This is a genomic window from Phytopseudomonas straminea (assembly GCF_900112645.1).
GTDB lineage: Bacteria > Pseudomonadota > Gammaproteobacteria > Pseudomonadales > Pseudomonadaceae > Aquipseudomonas > Aquipseudomonas straminea.
Map to the genome: position 1 here is coordinate 468,157 of NZ_FOMO01000005.1, position 20,959 is coordinate 489,115.

2 protein-coding genes (1 of these 2 cut by a window edge) are annotated in these 20,959 nt (G+C 66.2%); both read right to left on the bottom strand.

Annotated elements, in window-relative coordinates; all coding sequences use genetic code 11:
- Positions 1–17,712, bottom strand: coding sequence for a non-ribosomal peptide synthetase (locus BM279_RS15325; protein ID WP_093505051.1), 17,712 nt, complete (start codon positions 17,710–17,712; stop codon positions 1–3).
- Positions 17,709–20,959, bottom strand: partial view of a non-ribosomal peptide synthetase gene (locus BM279_RS15330; protein ID WP_093505053.1) — the 3' end only. 6,247 nt of this gene lie beyond the right edge of the window; only the last 3,251 of its 9,498 coding nucleotides appear in the window; its start codon lies beyond the right edge, outside the window — the gene reads right to left on this strand; it ends in the stop codon at positions 17,709–17,711. Before BM279_RS15330 ends, BM279_RS15325 begins: the two co-directional genes overlap by 4 nt.

Below are 20,959 nucleotides of genomic sequence, written 5' to 3' on the forward strand. Positions count from 1 at the left end.
TCATGACAGGACCTTCTCGACACTGCTGGCCTGCGCCTCATACCACCAGGCAGCCAGGCTATAGACGTCAGGTGTTTTGAGGATACTGAAATGGTCACCTGGGCCATGCCAAAGCTTCAGCCCTGGCAACAATTGCCTCCAGGTCGCCGCCATGCGCGCCTGCTCCAGTCGATTCTCTTGCTCGCCGAGGCCGGCGTCGGTAACCAGCACCAGATGCGTTGAGCCGCTGTACACCCCAGACTTCGGTCGATACTCGCTGCGCAGAGCGCTGCCGAAGGTGCGCACGATGCCCTGTAATGCTTGGCCGGCCAGCCGTGGCGGTAACAGCCCAGCACGCACCATGGCTTCTTCCAGCAGGCGCATCTGCGTGCTGTCGTCCTGGCTAGCAAAGGTCTGACGATCCAGATCCAGGGATCTTCCGCTGGACAATTCGAGCGCTTCGATCAGGCGCTCCAGCACTGCCGTACCGGTATGGGACTTACCACACAGTGCCTCGCCGTTCGGCGCCTCACTGTCTATTAGGGTCAGCGAGCACACCTCTCGTCCCTTGGCGTCGAGCATCACGGCCATCGCGTGCGCTACCCAGCCGCCGAACGAATGCCCGACCAAGTGCAGCGGTCCCTGCGGATACTGGGCTTCCAGCGCCGTCACGTAGCAGCGTGCCGCGGCTTCCACCCGGCTGTGCGGAAGGCTACGTCCGTCCAGGCCTCGATGCTGCAGAGCAAAGATCGGCCAGGTGCTGCCCAGTGCTTCGGCCAAGCCGATGAAGCTGGTCACGCTGTCACCGGCGCCTGGGACACAGAACAACGGTGTCCTGTCGCCCTGGCCACTCTGGATCGCCAGAAGCGCAGCATGTACTGGAGTGGTCGGCCGTTGCAGCGATGCTCTGGACATCGCCTCGCCCAGTGCCTGAGCCAGCACCGCGACATGGGGCGCACGCATCAGGCTCATGTGATCGCCCGGTACGCTCATGCGCTGCAGGTACGGCTCGGGCAGTACCGTTTCCCAACCGTTATTGGCACTGGCCTGCGCCGGAGCCTGGCCACGCTCTTCAGCGCAGAATAAATGTACCGGCAATCCCAATGGCTGCAGCTGGTAGTTGGCCAGGGCATGACCGTGGGCCACCTCGCGTTCCAGATAGTGGCGTAGGGTCAGGTCACTGGCCTTGGCCAGCTCCTCGTAGAGCAGCCCGGCGTCGCGACACGCCTGCAGCAGCTCATCGAAGCCTGGCAAGATCGCCTGGGCCTGCCAGCTCGCCAACTGCCGCACAGCAGTGTGCCCCGCCTCGCCCTGGGTTTGCCAGTGGCTCTGGCAATGCACAAGCAGGTGACGCTGCAATACATCGGGCGCATGCCAGCGCGCCTTGCCCTGATCGGTGAGGCGCGGCGTGTAGCTGTCGATAAGACCGACGAAACCGACCGTCTCGTCCATACCCACCAGCTGCGTAGCGACCTCATAGGCCAGCACCCCGCCGAATGACCAGCCAGCCAATCGATAAGGACCGCTGGGCTGTACGCTGCGGATATGCTCGATCATGTGCGCCGCCATGCGCTCCATGGTGCTCAGCTGTGGCTCGCCGAGAGTGATACCCGGCAGGCCATAGATCGGGAAATCACCCGGCAGATGCTGCCCCAACACCGGGAAGTAAGCATCCAGGCCGGTGAAGTCGTGGAACAGGAAAAGCGCCGGCTCCTTACCCCCCGCACGCACCTCGACAATGTTTTGTGTGACGGCCTTCGCCGGACGCTGTTCAAGCAGTTCGGCCAAGGCGGCGATGCTCGGCCGCTGGAACAACTCGGCCAGGGTCACCGACAGTCCCTCGTCCTGCAGCAGACTGACTAATTGAATCGCTGACAGCGAGTGCCCGCCCAGTTCGAAGAAGCTGTCGCAGCGCCCGATTGGCCCCGTCTGCAGCACCCGCATCCAGCATTCGGCGAGGCGCTGCTCCAGCGCCGTGCGCGGTGGTTCGCTGGCCGCACTCCCAACCTCATGCGCGGCCAGATCGGGCAGCGCGCGGCGGTCGACCTTGCCGTTCTGGGTCAGTGGCATGGCATCCAGACCCATATAGAAGGCTGGCACCATGTACTCCGGCAGGCGTTCCAGCAGATTACTGCGAATCGCAGCGCCGTCCAGTGCTGGGTCACGACGGGTGAAGTAGGCGACCAGGCGCACGGACGCATCGTCCAACTGCCGGGTGACTACTACAGCCTCGCCGATACCGGGGCACTGCGCCAGGTGCTGTTCGATCTCGCCGAGTTCGATACGTACACCACGAATCTTTACCTGATCATCGTTGCGCCCCAGGTAATCCAGGGTGCCATCGTCCAGCCAGCGCACCAGGTCGCCGCTGCGGTACATCCGCGCGCCCGGCTGCGCCACGAATGGATCGGTAAGGAAACGCTCGTCAGTCAGATCCTGGCGATTCAGGTAGCCACGCGCGACCCCGTCGCCGCCGATATACAACTCGCCAGGTACACCAATCGGTACAGGCTGCTGGCGGGCATCCAGGACGTACAGGCGGGCATGCGTCACCGGTTTGCCGATGTGCAATATACCGCCAGGCTCCATCAACCCAGAGCTGGCCACCACCGTGGTTTCGGTCGGCCCGTAGTTGTTCACCACGGCAAAGCCGGGATCACACGGGAACTGCCGCAGGCGGTCGCCGCCGATCAGCAGCGTGCGCAGCGTCGGATGCTTCAGCTCGCGACTGAAGGCGTATTCGGCCACTGGGGTGGGCAAGAACGCCACTTGCAACGGCTGCGCCTGCCACCAGTCGAGCAATGTATCGAGCTGTTCGTTGCCGATATGCGCGGGCGGCAGGTGCAGGGTCGCCCCGGCGCACAGCGCTGGCCAGACTTCCCAGGCCATGGCGTCGAAGCCGAAGCCGGCGACGCTGGCGGTGTGGCTGCCGGCGCCCAGGTCAAAGGCCTGGCAGTGCCAGTCCACCAGATTATTTAGGCTCTGGTGCTCGACCATCACGCCCTTGGGCTGGCCGGTGGAGCCGGAGGTGTAGATCACATAGGCCAGGTGACGGGCATTGAGGCCCGGCACCTGCGGGTTGTCTTCACGGGCGCTCCAGCTTGGTTGGTCGAGCAGCACAACCGGCGCAGACTGCGTTGGCACACGCTCGAGCAGATCCCGCTGGCTGATCACTACCACTGGCGCACTGTCGCTCAAGAGGTAAGCAATGCGCTCGTCCGGGTGTGCCGAATCCACCGGCACGTAGCCGGCGCCGGCCTTGAGCACTGCCAGCAGCCCGATCAGGGTGTCCAGACTACGGCGGGCCAGCACCGCCACGCGTTCGTCCGGGCGCACGCCCAGTTCGATCAGGTGGTGGGCCAGGCCGTTGGCGCGAGCGTTCAGTTCGGCGTAGCTCAGGGTGGCATCGCCTACCTGGGCGGCAATCGCGTCGGGCTGCTCAAGCGCCAGGCGCTCGACACGCTGATGGACAGGCCGGGTATCTGTTGGCATCACGTAGTTCGGGTTGAAGCGCTCCAGTAGCTCGTGGCACTCGGTTTCAGGCAAAACGCTACAGGTACTCAGCGCTTTTTCTGGCTCCTGTTCCAGGGCCAGCAACAGTTGCTGCACGGCGCATACGAGATAGCCGCAGACGCGCTGTGCATCGATCCCGTTGGCGGTCAGTGCGGTCACCGCAAAGCGGTCGCCCAAGTCATCAACGCTGACCGTCAATGGGTAGCTGCTGCGCTCCTTCGCCTGGAGCAACTCGATGCCCTCCCAAGCCTCCCCGGTGCCTTCTTGCCGGCTGCTGTGCCGATAGTTGAGCAAGGCACTGAACAGCGGTGCACCGGCCGGCAAGGCACTGGCACGCTGCGCCAGGGCCAGCGGTGCATGCTCGTGAGCCAGCAGATCAGTGAGGCGTATGTGGGTCTGGCGCAACGCTTGCTGCACGGACTGGTCAGCCAGATCGACCCGTAACGGCAGCGTATTGATGAACACACCAAGCGTGCGCTCCACGCCCTCGCCACCTTGCAGACGGCCCAGCAACACGGTGCCGAACACCACGCGTTCACGGCTGGACAACTGCCCTAGCACCTGTGCCCAGGCCAGGTGCATCAAGCTTGCTGGGCTAACGCCATAAGCCCGCACCTGTTCGCGGATGCGTGCACACAGCGCGCTATCTAGGCGCTGACTGGCCTCGCCTGGCGCCCGGCTGCTTTGCAGCGCCGTAGGCCCATAAGGCAAGGTCGGCTCGTCGATATCGCCCAGTTGCTCGCGGAAGAACGCCTCATGGGCGCCCTGCCCCGGCCCGCTCAGGGTTTGGGCGATGTAGTTGCGATACGGCACCGGCTCACGCAATGCCGCGCCCTGGTCGAGCAGCAGGGTTTGCAGCTCCTGGCCCAGCAGTTCCAGACCGAGGTGATCCATGATCAGGTGATGGAACGACAGCACCGCCAGGATGCGGCCATTTTGCGGGTCATCGGCATAGGCCAGGCCCAGCAACGGCGCGCGTTGCAGATCCAGTACCACCAGGTCGTCGAGCCTGGCCAGGGGCACTTCGTGCAGCATCAGTTCGGCATGCCGCCAGACCACCTGCACCGGCGCCTCCAGCCCTTCCCAGAAAAGCGCAGTGCGCAACGCGTCATGGCGCGCGACGACCTGGCGCAGTGCCTGGCAGAAAGCCTGCAGGCGCGAGCGGTCGGCAAATGCGAAGCGTGCCTGCAGGCGATAAGGGTCGTCGTCCGGGCGCGAAAGGTAGTGGTAGAAAATACCGGCCTGCAACGGCCCCAGCGGGTAGATGTCCTGCACGTTGGCGGCACCACCGGGCACCGCGGCAACGATGCGCTCGATGGCTGGCTGCTCCAGTTGCACCAGGGTCAACATGTCCGGGGTGATGCGCTGGCAACCGGCAGGAATGCGGTTTTCCGGTAGCGCAGTCTGTACGAGCTCTGAGCCGATGCTGGCCGCCAGCGCTGCCAGGGTTGGCTGAGCGAACAGCACGCGCACGTTGGCTTCCAGCCCCAGAGCGCGCAGGCGGGCGATCAGGGTCACCGCTAGCATCGAGTGACCGCCCAGTTCGAAGAAGTCGTCATGCCGCCCCACCCGCTCGACCTGCAGCAGCTCGCACCAGATTGCCGCCAGGGTGGTTTCCAGCTCGCCCTGCGGCGCTTCGAAGTCGCGCTCCGGTAGCGCTTCACGATCCGGCACCGGCAACGCACGGCGGTCGACCTTGCCGTTGGCGGTCAGCGGCCAGGATTCCAACTGCACGAACGCACTCGGCACCATGTAGCCCGGCAGCCGCGCCAACAAGGCGCTGCGTAGGCCACTAGCCGACAGCGCCTGCGGCCCGGTGAAATAGGCCACCAGGCGTGCTTGGCCGGGCACGTCTTCACGGGCCAGCACCAGCGCTTCTTCGACCCCCGGCACCTGGCCGAGCTGGCTTTCGATCTCGCCCAGCTCGATGCGCATGCCGCGAATCTTCACCTGATCATCGTTGCGCCCCAGGTAGTCCAGGGTACCGTCGGCGTTCCAGCGCGCCAGGTCGCCGGTGCGGTACATCCGCGCGCCCGGTTGGGCCACAAACGGGTCATCGAGGAAACGTTCGGCGGTCAGGTCGGCGCGGTTCAGGTAACCGCGCGCCACGCCCTCACCGCCGATGTACAGCTCACCCGCCACGCCACAGGGCACAAGTTGCTGGTGCTCGTCGAGCAGGTACAAGCGCGTATTGGCGATTGGCTTGCCGATGTCCAGGCGCCCTTCCGGCCACAGCCGTCCAGAGCTGGCCACTACCGTGGTTTCGGTCGGCCCGTAGTTGTTCACCACGGCAAAGCCCGGATCACGCGGGAACTGGCGCAGGCGATCACCGCCGATCAGCAGGATGCGCAGCGTCGGGTGTTTCAGTTCACGACTGAAGGCGTACTCGGCCACCGGCGTGGGCAAGAAGGCTACCTGTAGAGGCTGCGCCTGCCACCAGTCCAGCAAGGCATCGAGCTGTTCGTTGCCGATATCTGCCGGTGGCAGGTGCAGAGTCGCCCCGGCGCACAGCGCCGGCCAGACTTCCCAGGCCATGGCATCGAAGCCAAAGCCGGCGACGCTGGCGGTGTGGCTACCGGCGTGCAGGTTGAATGCCTGGCAGTGCCAATCCACCAGATTGTTGAGGCTCTGATGCTCGACCATCACGCCTTTCGGCTGACCGGTGGAGCCGGAGGTGTAGATCACGTAGGCCAGGTGACGGGCATTGAGCCCCGGCACCTGCGGGTTATCTGTACGGGCGCCCCAGCTTGGCTGGTCGAGCAGCAACAGTGGCACACTCGTGGCGGGTACGCGCTCAAGCAGTTCCTGCTGGCTGAGTACCACGACCGGGGCGCTGTCGCTCAGGAGGTACGCGATGCGCTCGTCCGGGTGTGCCGGATCAACCGGCACGTAGCCAGCGCCAGCCTTGAGCACCGCCAACAGACCGACCAGGGTATCCAGGCCACGGCGGGCGAGCACCGCCACGCGCTCATCCGGGCGCACGCCCAGTTCGATCAGGCGATGGGCCAGGCCATTGGCGCGGGCGTTCAGTTCGCCGTAGCTGAGGGTTGCTTCACCAGCCTGAGCGGCAATCGCGTTGGGACGTTCAAGCGCCTGGGCCTCGATGCGCCCATGCAGGATTTGCATGATGGCGAACGGCATGGCAGTGGCGTTGAAGGTGTCGAGCAAGGTTTTCCGCTCTGCATCGCTGACCAGCGGCACTGCCTGGATAGCGCATTGCTCGTCCCTGACCAGTGCCTGCAACAGAGTCTCGAAATACTGACCATAGCGGCGCACGCTGGCCTCATCGAACAGCGCCGTGGCGTAGTCCAGGGTGCCGATCAGCACATCGCCGCGCTCGCCCAGGTTCAACGACAGGTCGAACTTGGCCACCTGGCTGCTCTGCTCCACCACCGACAGTGCCAGGCCGTCCAGAGTCGGTAGCTTGGTTTCGCCGGCCAGCCAGTTAAGGGTGGTCTGGAATAACGGCGAATGCGCCAGGCTGCGGGCTGGAGCCACACTCTCGACCACCTGTTCGAACGGCAGATCCTGATGATCCTGTGCATCCAGCACCCGGCTGCGCACCTGATCCAATAAGGCTTCGCCGGTGGGCGCTGCCGACAGGTCGAGGCGAATCGCCAGGGTGTTGACGAACAGGCCGATCAGCGGCTCCAACTCGGCCCGGTTGCGCCCGGCTATCGGGCTGCCGACCACCACGTCGGCCTGGCCGGACAAGCGTGCCAGCAGGGAGGCCCAGGCGGCCATCAAGGTCATGTACAGCGTCACCCCCTGACGCTGTGCCAACGCCCGCAGGCCGGCGGTCAGCTCGGCGTCCAGGTTCAGCGCCAGGCTGGCACCAGCGAAGTCCTGATGCGCCGGCCGTGGCCGATCGGTAGGCAGACTTAACAAGGTTGGTGCGCCCTGCAGCGTCTGACGCCAGTAGGCGGCTTGCTGCTGCAGACGTTCACCGCTCAGCCAATTTTGTTGCCAGGCGGCGAAGTCGGCGTACTGAATCGCCAGAGCCGGCAGCGGGTCGGTCTGGCCATAGTGCAATGCCGGGTACAGGGCCAGCAGTTCGCGGGTCAGCACGCCCATCGACCAACCGTCGGCGACGATATGGTGCACGTTCAGTGATAGCACGTGGTGGTCGTCGCCCAGGCACAACAGGCAGGCGCGCAGGGCCGGTTCGCGGCTCAGGTCGAAGGGTTCGACAGCCAACTGCGCAAGCCGCTCGTGCAATGCCTGCGGCTGCTCGCGCAGATCCTCCAGCGGCAGTTGCAGCGGTGTGGAAACGAACACCACCTCGGCGCCCTGCTCATTGGCGATGAAGCGGCTGCGCAGGGTTTCATGCCGCTCGACGATGCGCGACAGGCTGCGTTGCAGCGCCACCACGTCGAGAAGCCCGCACAGCTCCAGGACCAGGGGAATGTTGTAAGCCTGGCTGCCTCCGTCCATTTGGCTGAGGAACCACAGGCGCTGCTGCGCGAACGACAGCGCCGAAGCCTCGCCACGTGGCAGCGGGCGTATCGACTCGACCGGCGCGGCGTGTTGGTTGGCCAGCGCCGCCGCCACGGCTGATAGTTCACCCAGGGTGAACAGCTCACCCAGCGGCAGTTCCAAGCCCAATTGCTGGCGCACCTGGGAGACCATGCGCATGGCCAGCAGCGAATGCCCGCCCAGGTCGAAGAAGTGATCGTGACGCCCTACCCGCTCAACCTGCAGCACTTCGGCCCAGATCGCCGCCAGGAAGTTTTCCAACTCGCCTTGCGGGGCTTCGTAGCTCAGCCCGACCAGGCTCGAATGATCCGGTTTGGGCAGCGCGCGCTGATCGAGCTTGCCATTGGCGGTAAGCGGCAGCGTCTTCAGCTCGACGAAGGCCGACGGCACCATGTAGTCCGGCAGGCAGGTCTGCAACTGCGCACGCATCTGCTGTGCCGTCTGGGTTTCACCGCCCTCGGCGGCGGTGAAGTAGGCCACCAGGCGCACCTGCCCTGGTTCATCCTCCCGGGCCAGGGCCACGGCATCGCGAACCCCCGGCAACTGCTGCAGGGCATTGGCGATCTCGCCCAGCTCGATACGGAAACCACGGATCTTGACCTGGTCGTCGTTGCGACCCAGGCACTCCAACTGGCCGTCTTCCAACCAGCGCCCAAGGTCGCCGGTGCGATACATCATCGCCCCCGGCTTGTCGCTGAACGGGTCGGAGAGGAATTTCTCGGCGTTGAGCTCGGCGCGGTTCAGATACCCCAAGGCCACGCCATCGCCGCCGATATACAGCTCCCCCACCACGCCCATTGGTGCCAGGCGCTGGCGTGCATCGAGCACATAGACACGGGTGTTGCTGATCGGTCGACCAATCGGCAGGGCTTCCACATCGGCCTCGACCGCCTGCACTTCGTACGCGGTGGCGAAGGTGGTGGTTTCGGTCGGGCCATAGGCGTTGAACAGCCGAGTGTTCGGCGCGTGGGCCAGCAGCGCACGGTAGGTTGCCGGGTTGGCCCGCTCGCCGCCTGAGAGCAACACGCGCAAACCAGCCAGGGCTTGCGGCAGCAGTTGGGCGTACTGGTTGAACAACGCCGTGGTGAGGAACAGCACGCTGACCCCGCACTGGCGCAGCATGCTGGCAAAGCGCTCTGGATCGATCAGGGTGGCGTGGTCGACGACCAACAATTGCGCACCGTTGAGCAGCGCGCCCCAGAATTCCAGGGTCGCGGCATCGAAGGCTGGGTTGGACGCCAGGGCGAAGCAGTCGCGCTCGCTGAACTCAGCGTAGCCGTTGTTCAGCACCAGGCGCACGATGCCACGGTGCCCGACCCGAACCCCCTTGGGCAGCCCGGTGGAGCCCGAGGTGTACATCACATAGGCCGCCGAATCAGGCGCATGTGGCAAGTCGAGATTGTGCTGTGCCTGGGTCTCGAGGGTCAGCGTATCCAGGTCGATACGCCGGATCGGCGCCGCTACTGGCAGCCCGCTCTGAGTCAGCAAGCAGACGGCGGCGCAGTCTTCGAGCATGTAGCTGTGTCGCTCGCTGGGCGCGTTGACGTCCAGGGGCACATAGGTGGCCGCGCACTTGCCGATGGCCAGTTGGGCAATCACCAGTTCGACTGAACGAGGCAGCAGAATGCCGACATGATCGCCCGCCTGGATGCCCTGCCCGCGCAGATGATGGGCCAAGGCATTGGCCCGGGCATTGAGCTGCGCATAGCTTAGCGAGTGGCGGCCATGCACCAGCGCCACGGCTTGCGGGTGCAGCGCGGCGCGCTGTTCGAACAGTTGGTGCACCGCTTGCTCGCGCGGGTAATCGAGACGGGTGTCGTTGAAGGTCGCCAGCAGCCGCTGACGCTCGTGCGGCGGAATGATCGCGCCGTCCAGGCCTCGCTCTGGGTGTTGCTCCAGCGCGTTGACCAACTCACCTAGCGCCTGCTGCAGGTACGCACAGATGCGCTGCGCATCCAGCCCCCCTTGAGTGCGGGCGGTGAGCAGGAACTCATCACCCTGGTCGTCGATGCTCATGGTCAGCGGGTAGTTGCTGTGCTCTTCGGCCTGCAAGACTTCGATGCCCTGCCAGGCGGCACCCCGCTCAGCGTCGCTCCGCGCGGCACTGCTGTGTCGGAAGTTCAGCAGCGTGCTGAACAATGGCGTGCCCGCGGGCAGCGCACTGCAGCGCTGTGCCAGAGCCAGCTGCGCCTGTTCGTGAGCGAGCAATGCGCTGAGGCGCTGGTGGGTGTCGAGTACCGCATCGCGAGCGCTGAGTTCGCCCAGATCGATACGCAACGGCAAGGTGTTGATGAACACGCCCATGGCGCGCTCGGCGCCTTCGCCACCGAGCAGGCGGCCCAGCAGCACGGTGCCGAACACCACCTGCTGGCGGCCAGAGAGCTGGCCCAGTACCTCGCCCCAGGCCAGGTGCATCAGGCTGGCGACACTGACATTCAGCTGACGGGCCTGCGCACGCAGGCGCTGGGCCAACGCCGGCTCCAGCGGCAGCACCGCCACGCCGGGTGCCTGCACACTGTGCGATGCGCTCATGCCATACGGCAGGCTGGGTTCGTCGATATCGCCCAGTTGTTCACGGAAGAAAGCCTCGTGGGCCTGCTCGTCAGGCCCTTGCAGCACCTGGGCAATGTAGTTGCGATACGGCACGGGCTCAGGCAACCGCGCCTGTTCGCCGAGCAGCATGGCCTGCACTTCGTGGCCGAGCACCTCTAGGCCGATGTGATCCATGATCGCGTGATGGAAGCGCAGCACTGCAATGATCCGCCCAGCGCCTTCATCCCTGGCGTGCGCCAGGTGCAGTAGCGGCGCCTGGGTCAGATCCAGGCGCGCCGGGCCGTCCAGTGCTGCCAGTGGCACCTCCTGCACCGGCAGGCAAGCCTCACGCCAGACCACCTGCACCGGCGTCTGCAGGCCATCCCAGCGCAGCGCGGTACGCAGGATATCGTGACGTTCGATGACCCGTTGCAGCGCTGCGCAGAAGGCGTCCAGGCGCTCGGCACTGGCGAAGGCGAAACGCGCCTCCAGCAGGTAAGGGTCGGTCTCTCCCGCCGCCAGGTGATGGTGATAGAGAATGCCGGCCTGCAGTGGCCCCAGCGGGTAGATATCCTGCACGTTGGCCGCGCCGCCGGGCACCTGGGCGACGATGCGGTCGATGTCAGCCTGCTCGAGGCTGAGCAGCGGCAGCAGCTCGGGGGTGATCTGCGTGCAGCCTGCCGCGATCAGGTTGGCCGGTACCGACGCCTGTGCCTGGCGCACCACACTGCGTGCCAGCACCGCCAGGGTCGGCTGGGCGAACAGCGCACCGACATCCACCGACAACCCGGCACGGCGCATGCGCGCGACCAGGGTGACGGCCAGCAGCGAGTGCCCACCCAGCTCGAAGAAGTTGTCCTGCCGACCGACGCGCGGCAGCTTGAGCAGCTCGGCCCACAGTTGCGCCAGCCAGATTTCGGTTTCGCCTTGCGGCGCCTCGAAGCGGCGCGCCAGCACGGCACTGTCGTCCGGCGCCGGCAGAGCCTGGCGGTCAAGCTTGCCGTTGGGGGTCAGCGGCAGGCTGTCCAGGGCGACGAACGCCGTGGGCACCATGTAGTCCGGCAACGTGCCCAGCAGATGGCTGCGCAAGGCGTCGATGCCCGGCTGCGGCCCCGCTGCGCAACTGAACCAGGCCACCAGGCGCTCGTCACGCAATAGCACGGCGGCTTCGCGCAGCGCCGGGTGTTCGAGCAGGCGTGCTTCGATCTCGCCCAGCTCGATGCGCAGGCCATGCAGCTTGACCTGGAAATCGCTGCGGCCGACAAACAGCAGGTCGCCGTTGGCCAACTGACGCACCAGGTCACCACTGCGATACAGGCGCTCACCGGCCACGAACGGGCTGGCGATGAAACGCTCGGCCTGGGCGGCCGGCAGGTTCAGGTAGCCACGCGCAACCCCGGCACCGCCGATGTGCAACTGGCCGACCACACCCTGCGGCACCGGCTGATCACAGGCATCGAGCACATACAGCCGGGTGTTGCTGATCGGCCGACCGATCGGCAGCGTTTCGGCAGGCACCGGCTGTTCCGGTTGCAGGGTCCAGACGCTGCAGTCCACCGTGGTTTCCGTGGGGCCATAGACGTTGTGCAGGCGCACGTTGGGCAGGCGTTCACGCACCTGGGCAGCCAGCGCAGCGGTCAGCTCGCCGCCGCCACAGACGATATCGGTCAGCGAAGTGCAGGTATGGCAGTGCGGCGCCGCGAGGAACTGCTGCAGCAGCGCCGGGACGAACTGCACGATGCTGACCTGGCGCTGACGAATCACCTCTACCAGATAATCCGGGTCGCGCTGCCCGTCGGGCCGTGCCAGCACCAGGCGCAAGCCGACGCACAGCGGCCAGAACAGCTCCCACACCGAGGCATCGAAACTCACCGGCGTCTTGTGCAGCAGCGCACCTGACGGCACTGGCGGACACAGCCGCGAACTCCACTGCACCAGGTTGCACAAATTGCGGTGCTCGACCATCACGCCCTTGGGCTGCCCGGTGGAGCCGGAGGTGTAGATCACGTAGGCCAGATCAGTGGCGCGGGCCGCTGCCAGGTGTGGGTTGGTAGCGGGCTGCTCCGCCCAGATGCAGGCATCCAGGTCGATCAGCGGCGCCGCTACATCAGCAAAGCGGTCTCGGGTGCTGCCATCGACCAGCAGCGCCAGGGCGCCACTGTCATCGAGCATGTAAGCCAGGCGCTCGGCCGGGTAGCCAGGATCCAGCGGCACATAGGCACCGCCGGCCTTGAGAGTCGCCAGCAGGCCGACCACCAGTTGCGCACCGCGCTCCACGCAGATCGCCACGCGGCTATCGGCGCTCACGCCCTGGCCGATCAGGTAATGGGCCAGCCGGTTGGCCTGTTCGTTGAGCTGGCGATAGCTCAGTTGCCGTGCGTCGACGTCCAGCGCAATGGCTTCGGGAGTGCGTGCCACCTGCGCCTCGAACAGCGCAGGCAGACGCTCCTCGACCTGTGTGCTGGCATCGTTGGCGTTGAGTTCGAACAGCAGGCGCTGACGCTCTGCCGCGCTCAGCAGTTCGATACGCTCGGGCACTGCCTGGCCATCGGCTGCCATGCCGCGTAGCAGTTGCTTGAAATAACCGGCGTAGCGCTCGACCGTGGCCGAGTCGAACAGCGCGGTGGCGTAGTCGAGCATGCAGGTGAAGCCCTCGGCGCCATCGCTTACGCTGAGGGTCAGGTCGAACTTGGCGAAGGTCGGCTGTTCGCCCAGCGCTTCGAGTTGCAGATCACCTAGTTGCAGGGGCGCACCCTGGCTGCCATCCCAGGCCAGCGAAACCTGGAACAACGGACTGTGGGCCAGGCTGCGCGGCGGCCGCACATGCTCCACCACCTGCTCGAACGGCAGATCCTGGTTGGCCTGAGCTTCGATTACCCGGTTTTTCACCCAAGCCAGCAAGGTGGCGACGTCGGGCGCACCGCTGGTGTCGACGCGTACGGCCAGGGTGTTGACGAACAGGCCGATCAGCCCTTCGATCTCGGCACGCCGGCGGTTGGCCACCGGCATGCCGATCACCACTTCATGCTGGCCGGACAAACGCGCCAACAGCACCGCCCAGGCGCTCATGAACAGCATGAACGGGGTGACGCCATGGCGCTGGGCGCTGGCGCGCAGCTCGGCGCACAGTGGCGCATCCAGCGGCAGAGCCACGGTGGCGCCGCTGTAGTCCTGGCGCTCCGGGCGCGGCCGGTCGGTCGGCAGACTGAGCAGCATCGGCGCACCGTCCAGGGTGCGCTGCCAGTAATCGGCCTGCGCGTTGAGGCTCTGTGCGTCGAGCCACTGGCGTTGCCACAGGGCGTAGTCGCCGTACTGCACTACCAGCGCGGGTAGCGGATCGGCCTGGCCCTGGCTGAACGCCTGGTACAGGGCGCTCAGCTCGGTGGTGAGTACGCCCAGCGACCAGCCGTCGGCAACGATGTGATGCAGGGTCAGCAGCAGGATGTGGCGGTCTTCGGCCAGGCACAGCAGGCGCCCGCGAATCGGTAGCTCCTGCTGCAGGTCGAAGGCTTGGGCCGCTTCGGCGCGGATCACCTCGCGTACCGCTTGGCTGTCCTGGCCACGCAGATCCTGCCAGCAGAAATCCGGCCGCATGCTGGCCGGGGTCAGTGCGACGCGGGCCTCACCATCGTGTTCGACGAACAGGCTGCGCAGCGCCTCGTGACGCTCGACGATACGCTCCAGAGCCAGGCGCAGCGCGCGGCTGTCCAGCTCGCCGTTGAGGCAAAGGCCCAGCGGAATGTTATAGGCGCTGTTGGCATCGCCCATCTGCGCCATGAACCAGATGCGCTGCTGCGCGGCGGATAACGGCAGTGGCCCGCTGCGCGGCGCCGCCTCGATGGCCGGCAGATGATCGGGAGTCGCACCTTCCAGGCATTGGGCGACAGCCGCCAGGCTGCCGTCAGCGAACAGGTCGGCGAGGCTCAAAACCCGTTGCAAGCGCTGGCCGACCTGGGCCACCAGGCGCATGGCCAGCAACGAGTGACCGCCCAGTTCGAAGAAGTCGTCATGCCGCCCCACCCGCTCGAGCTGCAGCAGCTCGCACCAGATTGCCGCCAGGGTGCTTTCCAACTCGCCCTGCGGCGCTTCGAATGCGCGCTCCGGAAGGGCTTCGCGATCTGGCGCAGGCAACGCACGGCGGTCGACTTTGCCGTTGGCGGTAAGCGGCCAGGACTCTAGGTGCACGAACGCACTCGGCACCATGTAGCCCGGCAGCCGCGCCAACAAGGCACTGCGCAGGCCACTAGCCGACAGCGCCTGCGGCCCGGTGAAATAGGCCACCAGGCGTGGCTGGCCGGGCATGTCTTCACGGGCCAGCACCAGCGCTTCTTCGACCCCCGGCACCTGGCCGAGCTGGCTTTCGATCTCGCCCAGCTCGATGCGCATGCCGCGGATCTTCACCTGATCATCGTTGCGCCCCAGGTAGTCCAAGGTGCCGTCGGCGTTCCAACGTGCCAAATCGCCGGTGCGGTACATCCGCGCGCCCGGTTGGGCCACGAATGGGTCATCGAGGAAACGTTCGGCGGTCAGGTCGGCGCGGTTCAGGTAACCGCGCGCGACGCCCTCACCGCCGATGTACAGCTCACCCGCCACGCCACAGGGCACCAGTTGCTGGTGCTCGTCGAGCAGGTACAGGCGGGTGTTGGCGATTGGTTTGCCGATGTCCAGGCGCCCTTCCGGCCACAGCCGTCCGGAGCTGGCCACCACGGTAGTTTCAGTCGGCCCGTAGTTGTTCACCACGGCAAAGCCGGGATCACGCGGGAACTGGCGCAAGCGGTCGCCGCCGATGAGCAACGTGCGCAGCGTCGGGTGCTTCAGTTCACGACTGAAGGCGTACTCGGCTACCGGCGTGGGCAGGAAGGCCACCTGCAGCGGCTGGGCCTGCCACCAGTCGAGCAAGGCATCCAGTTGTTCGTTGCCGATATGTGCCGGTGGCAGGTGCAGGGTCGCCCCGGCGCACAACGCCGGCCAGACTTCCCAGGCCATGGCGTCGAAACCGAAACCCGCCACGCTGGCGGTGTGGCTACCAGCGCCCAGGTCGAAGGCCTGGCAGTGCCAATCCACCAGATTGTTGAGGCTCTGGTGCTCGACCATCACGCCTTTCGGCTGGCCGGTGGAGCCGGAGGTGTAGATCACGTAGGCCAGGTGACGGGCATTGAGACCCGCCATCTGCGGATTGTCCTCGTGGGCGCTCCAGCTTGGCTGGTCGAGCAGCAACAGCGGTGCACTCATGGTTGGTACGCGCTCGAGCAGATCCTGCTGGCTGAGCACCACCACCGGGGCGCTGTCGCTCAAGAGGTAGGCGATGCGCTCGTCCGGGTGCGCTGGATCGATCGGCACGTAGCCAGCGCCGGCCTTGAGCACCGCCAGCAGGCCAACCAGGGTATCCAGGCCGCGACGGGCGAGCACCGCCACGCGCTCGTCCGGGCGTACGCCCAGCTCGATCAGGCGATGGGCCAGGCCGTTGGCGCGGGCGTTCAGTTCGCCATAGCTGAGGGCTGCTTCACCCACCTGGGCAGCCATGGCGTCGGGGCGTTCGAGGGCCTGGCGTTCGATACGCCAGTGCACGGTGTGCAGGCTTTCATAGGCACTGCGCGAACCGGCGAAGTCCTGCAGCAGCTGGATACGCTCGTCGTCCGGCAGGATATCGAGCCGAGCGCAGCTTGCCGCGGGCGCCTGCTCCAGTGCATCGAGCATCTGCTGCATGGCGCGCTGCAGGTACAGGCAGGTGCGCAGCGGGTCGACGCCCGCAATCGTTTGCGCGGTAAAGGCAAAGGCTTCGCCCAGGTCGTCGACGCTCATCACCAGCGGGTAGTTGCTGCGCTCGGTGGCCTGCAGCACTTCGATGCCTTGCCACAGTTCACCGCTGCCATGCTCGGCCGAGCTGTGCCGGTAGTTGAGCAGCGCGTTGAACAGAGGCGTCGGCGCGGCCACGCCGCTGCAACGCTGCGCCAGAGCCAGCGGGGCATGCTCGTGGCGCATCAGCGTGGTCAGGCGCTGGTGCGTGGTGCGGATCGCCGCCACCATGTCCTGGGCTTCCAGGTTCAGGCACAGCGGCAGGGTGTTGATGAAGATGCCCAGGGCCCGCTCGGTGGCCTCGGCGCCCAGCAGGCGGCCCATCAGCACGGTGCCGAAGACCACGCGCTGACGCCCGCTCAGCCCCGCCAGCACGTGCCCCCAGCCCAGGTGGAACAGGCTGGCGACACTCACCCCGAGGCTACGGGCCTGGGCCCGCAGGCGCAGGCTCAGCGCCGTATCCAGGGTGATACTGTGCTCGCGGGTCTGTTCGCCGTCGCCGCTCAGATCCTGCAGGTCGTAGGCCAGAGTCGGCTCCACGATGTCGCCCAGCATGCCGCGGAAGAACGCCTCATGCTCGGCCTCACTGACGCCCAGCAGTGCCTGCCCGACATAGTTGCGAAACGGCACCGGCGTGCCCAGGCTCGCCCCAAGGCCCTGCAAGCAGGCATGGATTTCATGACGCACCACCTCCAGCGCACTGTGGTCGAGGGCGATATGGTGGTACAGCAGGCTGACTTGCACCCGGCCATCGGCGGTGCTGCCGCAGACCAGCCGCAGCAGCGGCGCCTGGGTCAGATCCAGCCATGGTGATGCCTCGGCATCGAGGCCGCTGGCGCGCTCTTCGACGCTCAGCCGGGCATGGCGCCAGACCACCTGTAGCGGCCGCTCCAGACCCTGCCAATGTACCGAGGTGCGCAGGATGTCATGCCGATCGATGACAGTCTGCAAGGCCTGTGCAAAAGCCTCCAGACGCTGCGCGTCGGCCACCGCGAAGTCCACACGCATCACATAGGGATCGCGACCGCTGGCACTGACGTGGTGGTAGAGGATGCCTTCCTGCAACGGCGCCAGCGGATAGATGTCCTGGACGTTTACAGCGCCGCCGGGGATCAGCTCGACCAAACCGTCGATGGTCACTTGGTCGACGGCCGCCAGGGTCAACATCTGCGGGGTGATGCGTGTGCAGTCGGCGGCGATGCCATTGGCCGGTAACGTCGGCTGGCCGCGCTTTTCGTTGCTGTACTGGCCCTGCTCAAGCAGCTCGATGAGCCCCGCTTTGTGCGTACGCAGGTGCTCCACCAAACCGTTGTCGCTGAGCGCGCGGCGATTCCCCTGCACGGCCAGTTGCCCATCTTTGACGGCCAGCTGGATGTCCAGTGCCTTGAGTGTCGCCAGAAGCTCGTTGATGCTCACAGGATAATCTCCATGCTCTCTGTGATGGCGGCATAACCGGCCAGTGTCGGTTGCTCGAACAGGGCGCGAACGTCGGCCTCGATACCTTCCTGCCGCAGGCGCGCAGTCAGGCTGATGGCCAACAGCGAATGCCCGCCGAGTTCGAAGAAATTGTCATGTCGGCTCACCGCCTCCACGCCGAGCAGCTCGCGCCACAGGTCGGCGAGCAGCTCTTCCAGCTCGCCCTGCGGGGCTTCGTGAATACGCGCGGGCAAGGCCTCGCTGCCAGGTGCCGGCAGGGCCTGGCGGTCGAGTTTGCCGTTGGGGCTCAGCGGCAGGCTCTGCAGGTGCAGGTAGAACGCCGGCAGCATGTAGTCCGGCAGCCGGTTGCGCAGCGCCTCGCGCAAAACCTCGGTGCCGCTCGGCGTGCCGGTGTAATAGCTCACCAGGCGCTGCCCGCCCGGGCCGTCGTCACGCACCATGACCACGGCGTCCTCGACACCGTCGCACTGCGCCAGCGCCGCCTGGATTTCGCCCAACTCGATGCGCAGGCCATGCAGCTTGACCTGGTCATCGTTGCGGCCGAGGAACTCCAGGCTGCCGTCGGCATGCTGGCGCACCAGGTCACCGCTGCGGTACAGCCGCTCACCGGCCACGAACGGGCTGGCGATGAAGCGCTCGGCCTGGGCCTCTGGCAGGTTGCGATAGCCACGGGTGACGCCTGCGCCGCCGATATGCAACTGGCCGACAACACCTTGCGGCACGGGCTGGTCGTGGGCATCGAGCACATACAGATGGGTGTTGGCTACCGGCCCGCCGATCGGCAGGAAGCGCTCGGGCACCGGCTGATCCGGGGCCAGCGTCCAGACGCTGCAGTCGACGGTGGTTTCAGTCGGGCCATAGACGTTGTGCAGGCGCACCTTGGGCAGACGCTGGCGCAGCAGGCTGGCCAGCGCCGGGGTCAGTTCGCCGCCGCCGCAGACGATATCGGTCAGGCTGTCACAGGCCGCGCTTTGCGGCAGCTCGAGGAAATGCTGCAGCAGCACCGGCACGAACTGCACCACACTGACCCGCCATTCACGGATCAACTGCGCCAGGTAGGCCGGGTCACGCTGCCCGTCGGGGCGCGCCAGCAGCAAAGGCAGGCCGCTGCACAGTGGCCAGAACAGCTCCCACACGGAGGCGTCGAAGCTGATCGGGGTCTTGTGCAGCACGCGGCCTTGCTCACCCTGCGGGAACTGCCGGGCGCTCCAGTGCACGAGGTTGACCACGTTGCGGTGCTCGACCATCACCCCCTTGGGTCGCCCGGTGGAACCGGAGGTGTAGATCACATAGGCGAGGTTGCTCGCCTCCAGGCCAGGCAACTGCGGGTCGTGCGCGGCCTGTTGCCCGTGCTCGTCGGCATCCACGTCGATACAAGGTACGCCCGGCTGGTCGAGCAGCGTACGAGTGCCAGCCTGAACCAGCAACGCCGTAGGCGCGCTGTCTTCGAGCATGTACTGCAGGCGCTCGCGCGGGTAGCTCGGGTCGAGCGGCACGTAGGCGCCACCGGCCTTGAGAATCGCCAGCAGGCCGACCACCAGCGATACGCCGCGCTCGGCGCACAGCGCCACACGGTCATCTGGTTTCACGCCCAGCGCGAGCAGATGGTGAGCCAGGCGGTTGGCGCGCTCGTTGAGCTGCCGGTAGCTGAGCTGTTCGTGCTCGCTGCGCACGGCAATGGCATCCGGCGTCAGGCGGGCCTGCTTCTCGAACAGCGCAGGCAGGGTTTGATGCTCATCGAACGGTAGCGCTGAGTCATTGAACTCAACTAGCAAACGTTTGCGCTGCGAGGCAGGCAAAACCTGCACGCGCTGCAGCAACAACTCCGGCTGGCTCTCCAGCGCATTGACCAGCCCTTCCAGCGCCTCCAGCAATTGCTCGCCTACTCGCTGTGCGCCGACACTTTGCGGTGCGGTAACGCCCACGCGCAAGCGCTCGCCGAGGTCGTCGACGTTCAGGCTCAGCGGGTAGTTGGTGTGGTTGTCGCTGTCGAGGATTTCCAGGCCACGCCAGGCATCGCGCTGGGCATCCTGGCGCGCCTGGCCGGCGGCATGGCGGTAGTTGAGGATCGCGCTGAACAACGGCAGCGCAGCGGATACCGCGCTGCAACGCTGCGCCTGGGCCAGCGAGGCATGTTCGTGGGCCTGCAACTGGGCCAGCCGCGCATGAGTGGCACGCGCAGCGTCGCGCACGCCGACGCCGTCGAGATCCACCCGCAGCGGCAAGGTGTTGATGAACATGCCCAAGCCGCGGTCGGCTCCCTCGCCGCCTTGCAAGCGCCCAAGTAGCACGGTGCCGAACACCACCTGGCCGTTGCCGGTGGCCGCACCCAGCACTCGGCCCCAGGCCAGATGCAACAGGCTGGCAAGGCTGACGCCCAGTTGCCGGGCCTGGCTGCGCAGGCGCCTCAACAGCGTGTCAGGCAGGCGGTGCCAGGCTTCTTCCAGTGAGTGCTCGCCGCTTTGTACATCGTGCAGGTCGAACGGCAGCGTCGGCTGTTCGATATCACCCAGTTGCTCACGGAAATAGGCTTCGTGTTCCGCCTCGCTCATGCCCAGGCGTGCATGCGCCACGTAATTGCGATACGGCACGGCCGGCTGCGTCGGCGGCGCATCGCCGCGCAGGTGGGCGAGCATTTCCTCGCGCATCACCTCCAGGGCGGTGGCATCCAGCACGATATGGTGGAACAGCAAGGTGGCCGCCAGCCCTTCCCCATCGGATCGCTGGCAGAACTCCAGGCGCAGCAGCGGCGCCTGGGTCAGATCCATGCGTGCCGGAACGGCTTGGCTGTCCCGAGCCAGCACCGCCACTTCCTCGACGCACAGTTCGGCGTGGCGCCAGACCACCTGCTGCGGCGTGGTCAGACCGTCCCACACCACTGCAGTGCGCAGGCTGTCGTGGCGGGCGATGACTTTGCGCAAGGCCTCGACGACGGCCTCCAGACGCTGGCGGCTGTCGATGTTCATGTGCAGTTGCAGCAGGTAGGGGTCGACCTGCTCACTGGTCAGGTGGTGATAGAGAATGCCCTCCTGCAGCGGCGCCAGCGGATAGATTTCCTGCACGTTGGCGGCCCCACCAGGCACACCGGCGACGATACGGTCGATGCTCGCCTGGTCGAGTTGGGTAAGGCTCAGCAGCTCTGGAGTGATGCGCGTGCAGTCTTCCGGTACTCGATTGCCCGGCACCTGGATCTCACGGCCACTGCCGACCGAGGCCGCCAGTGCGG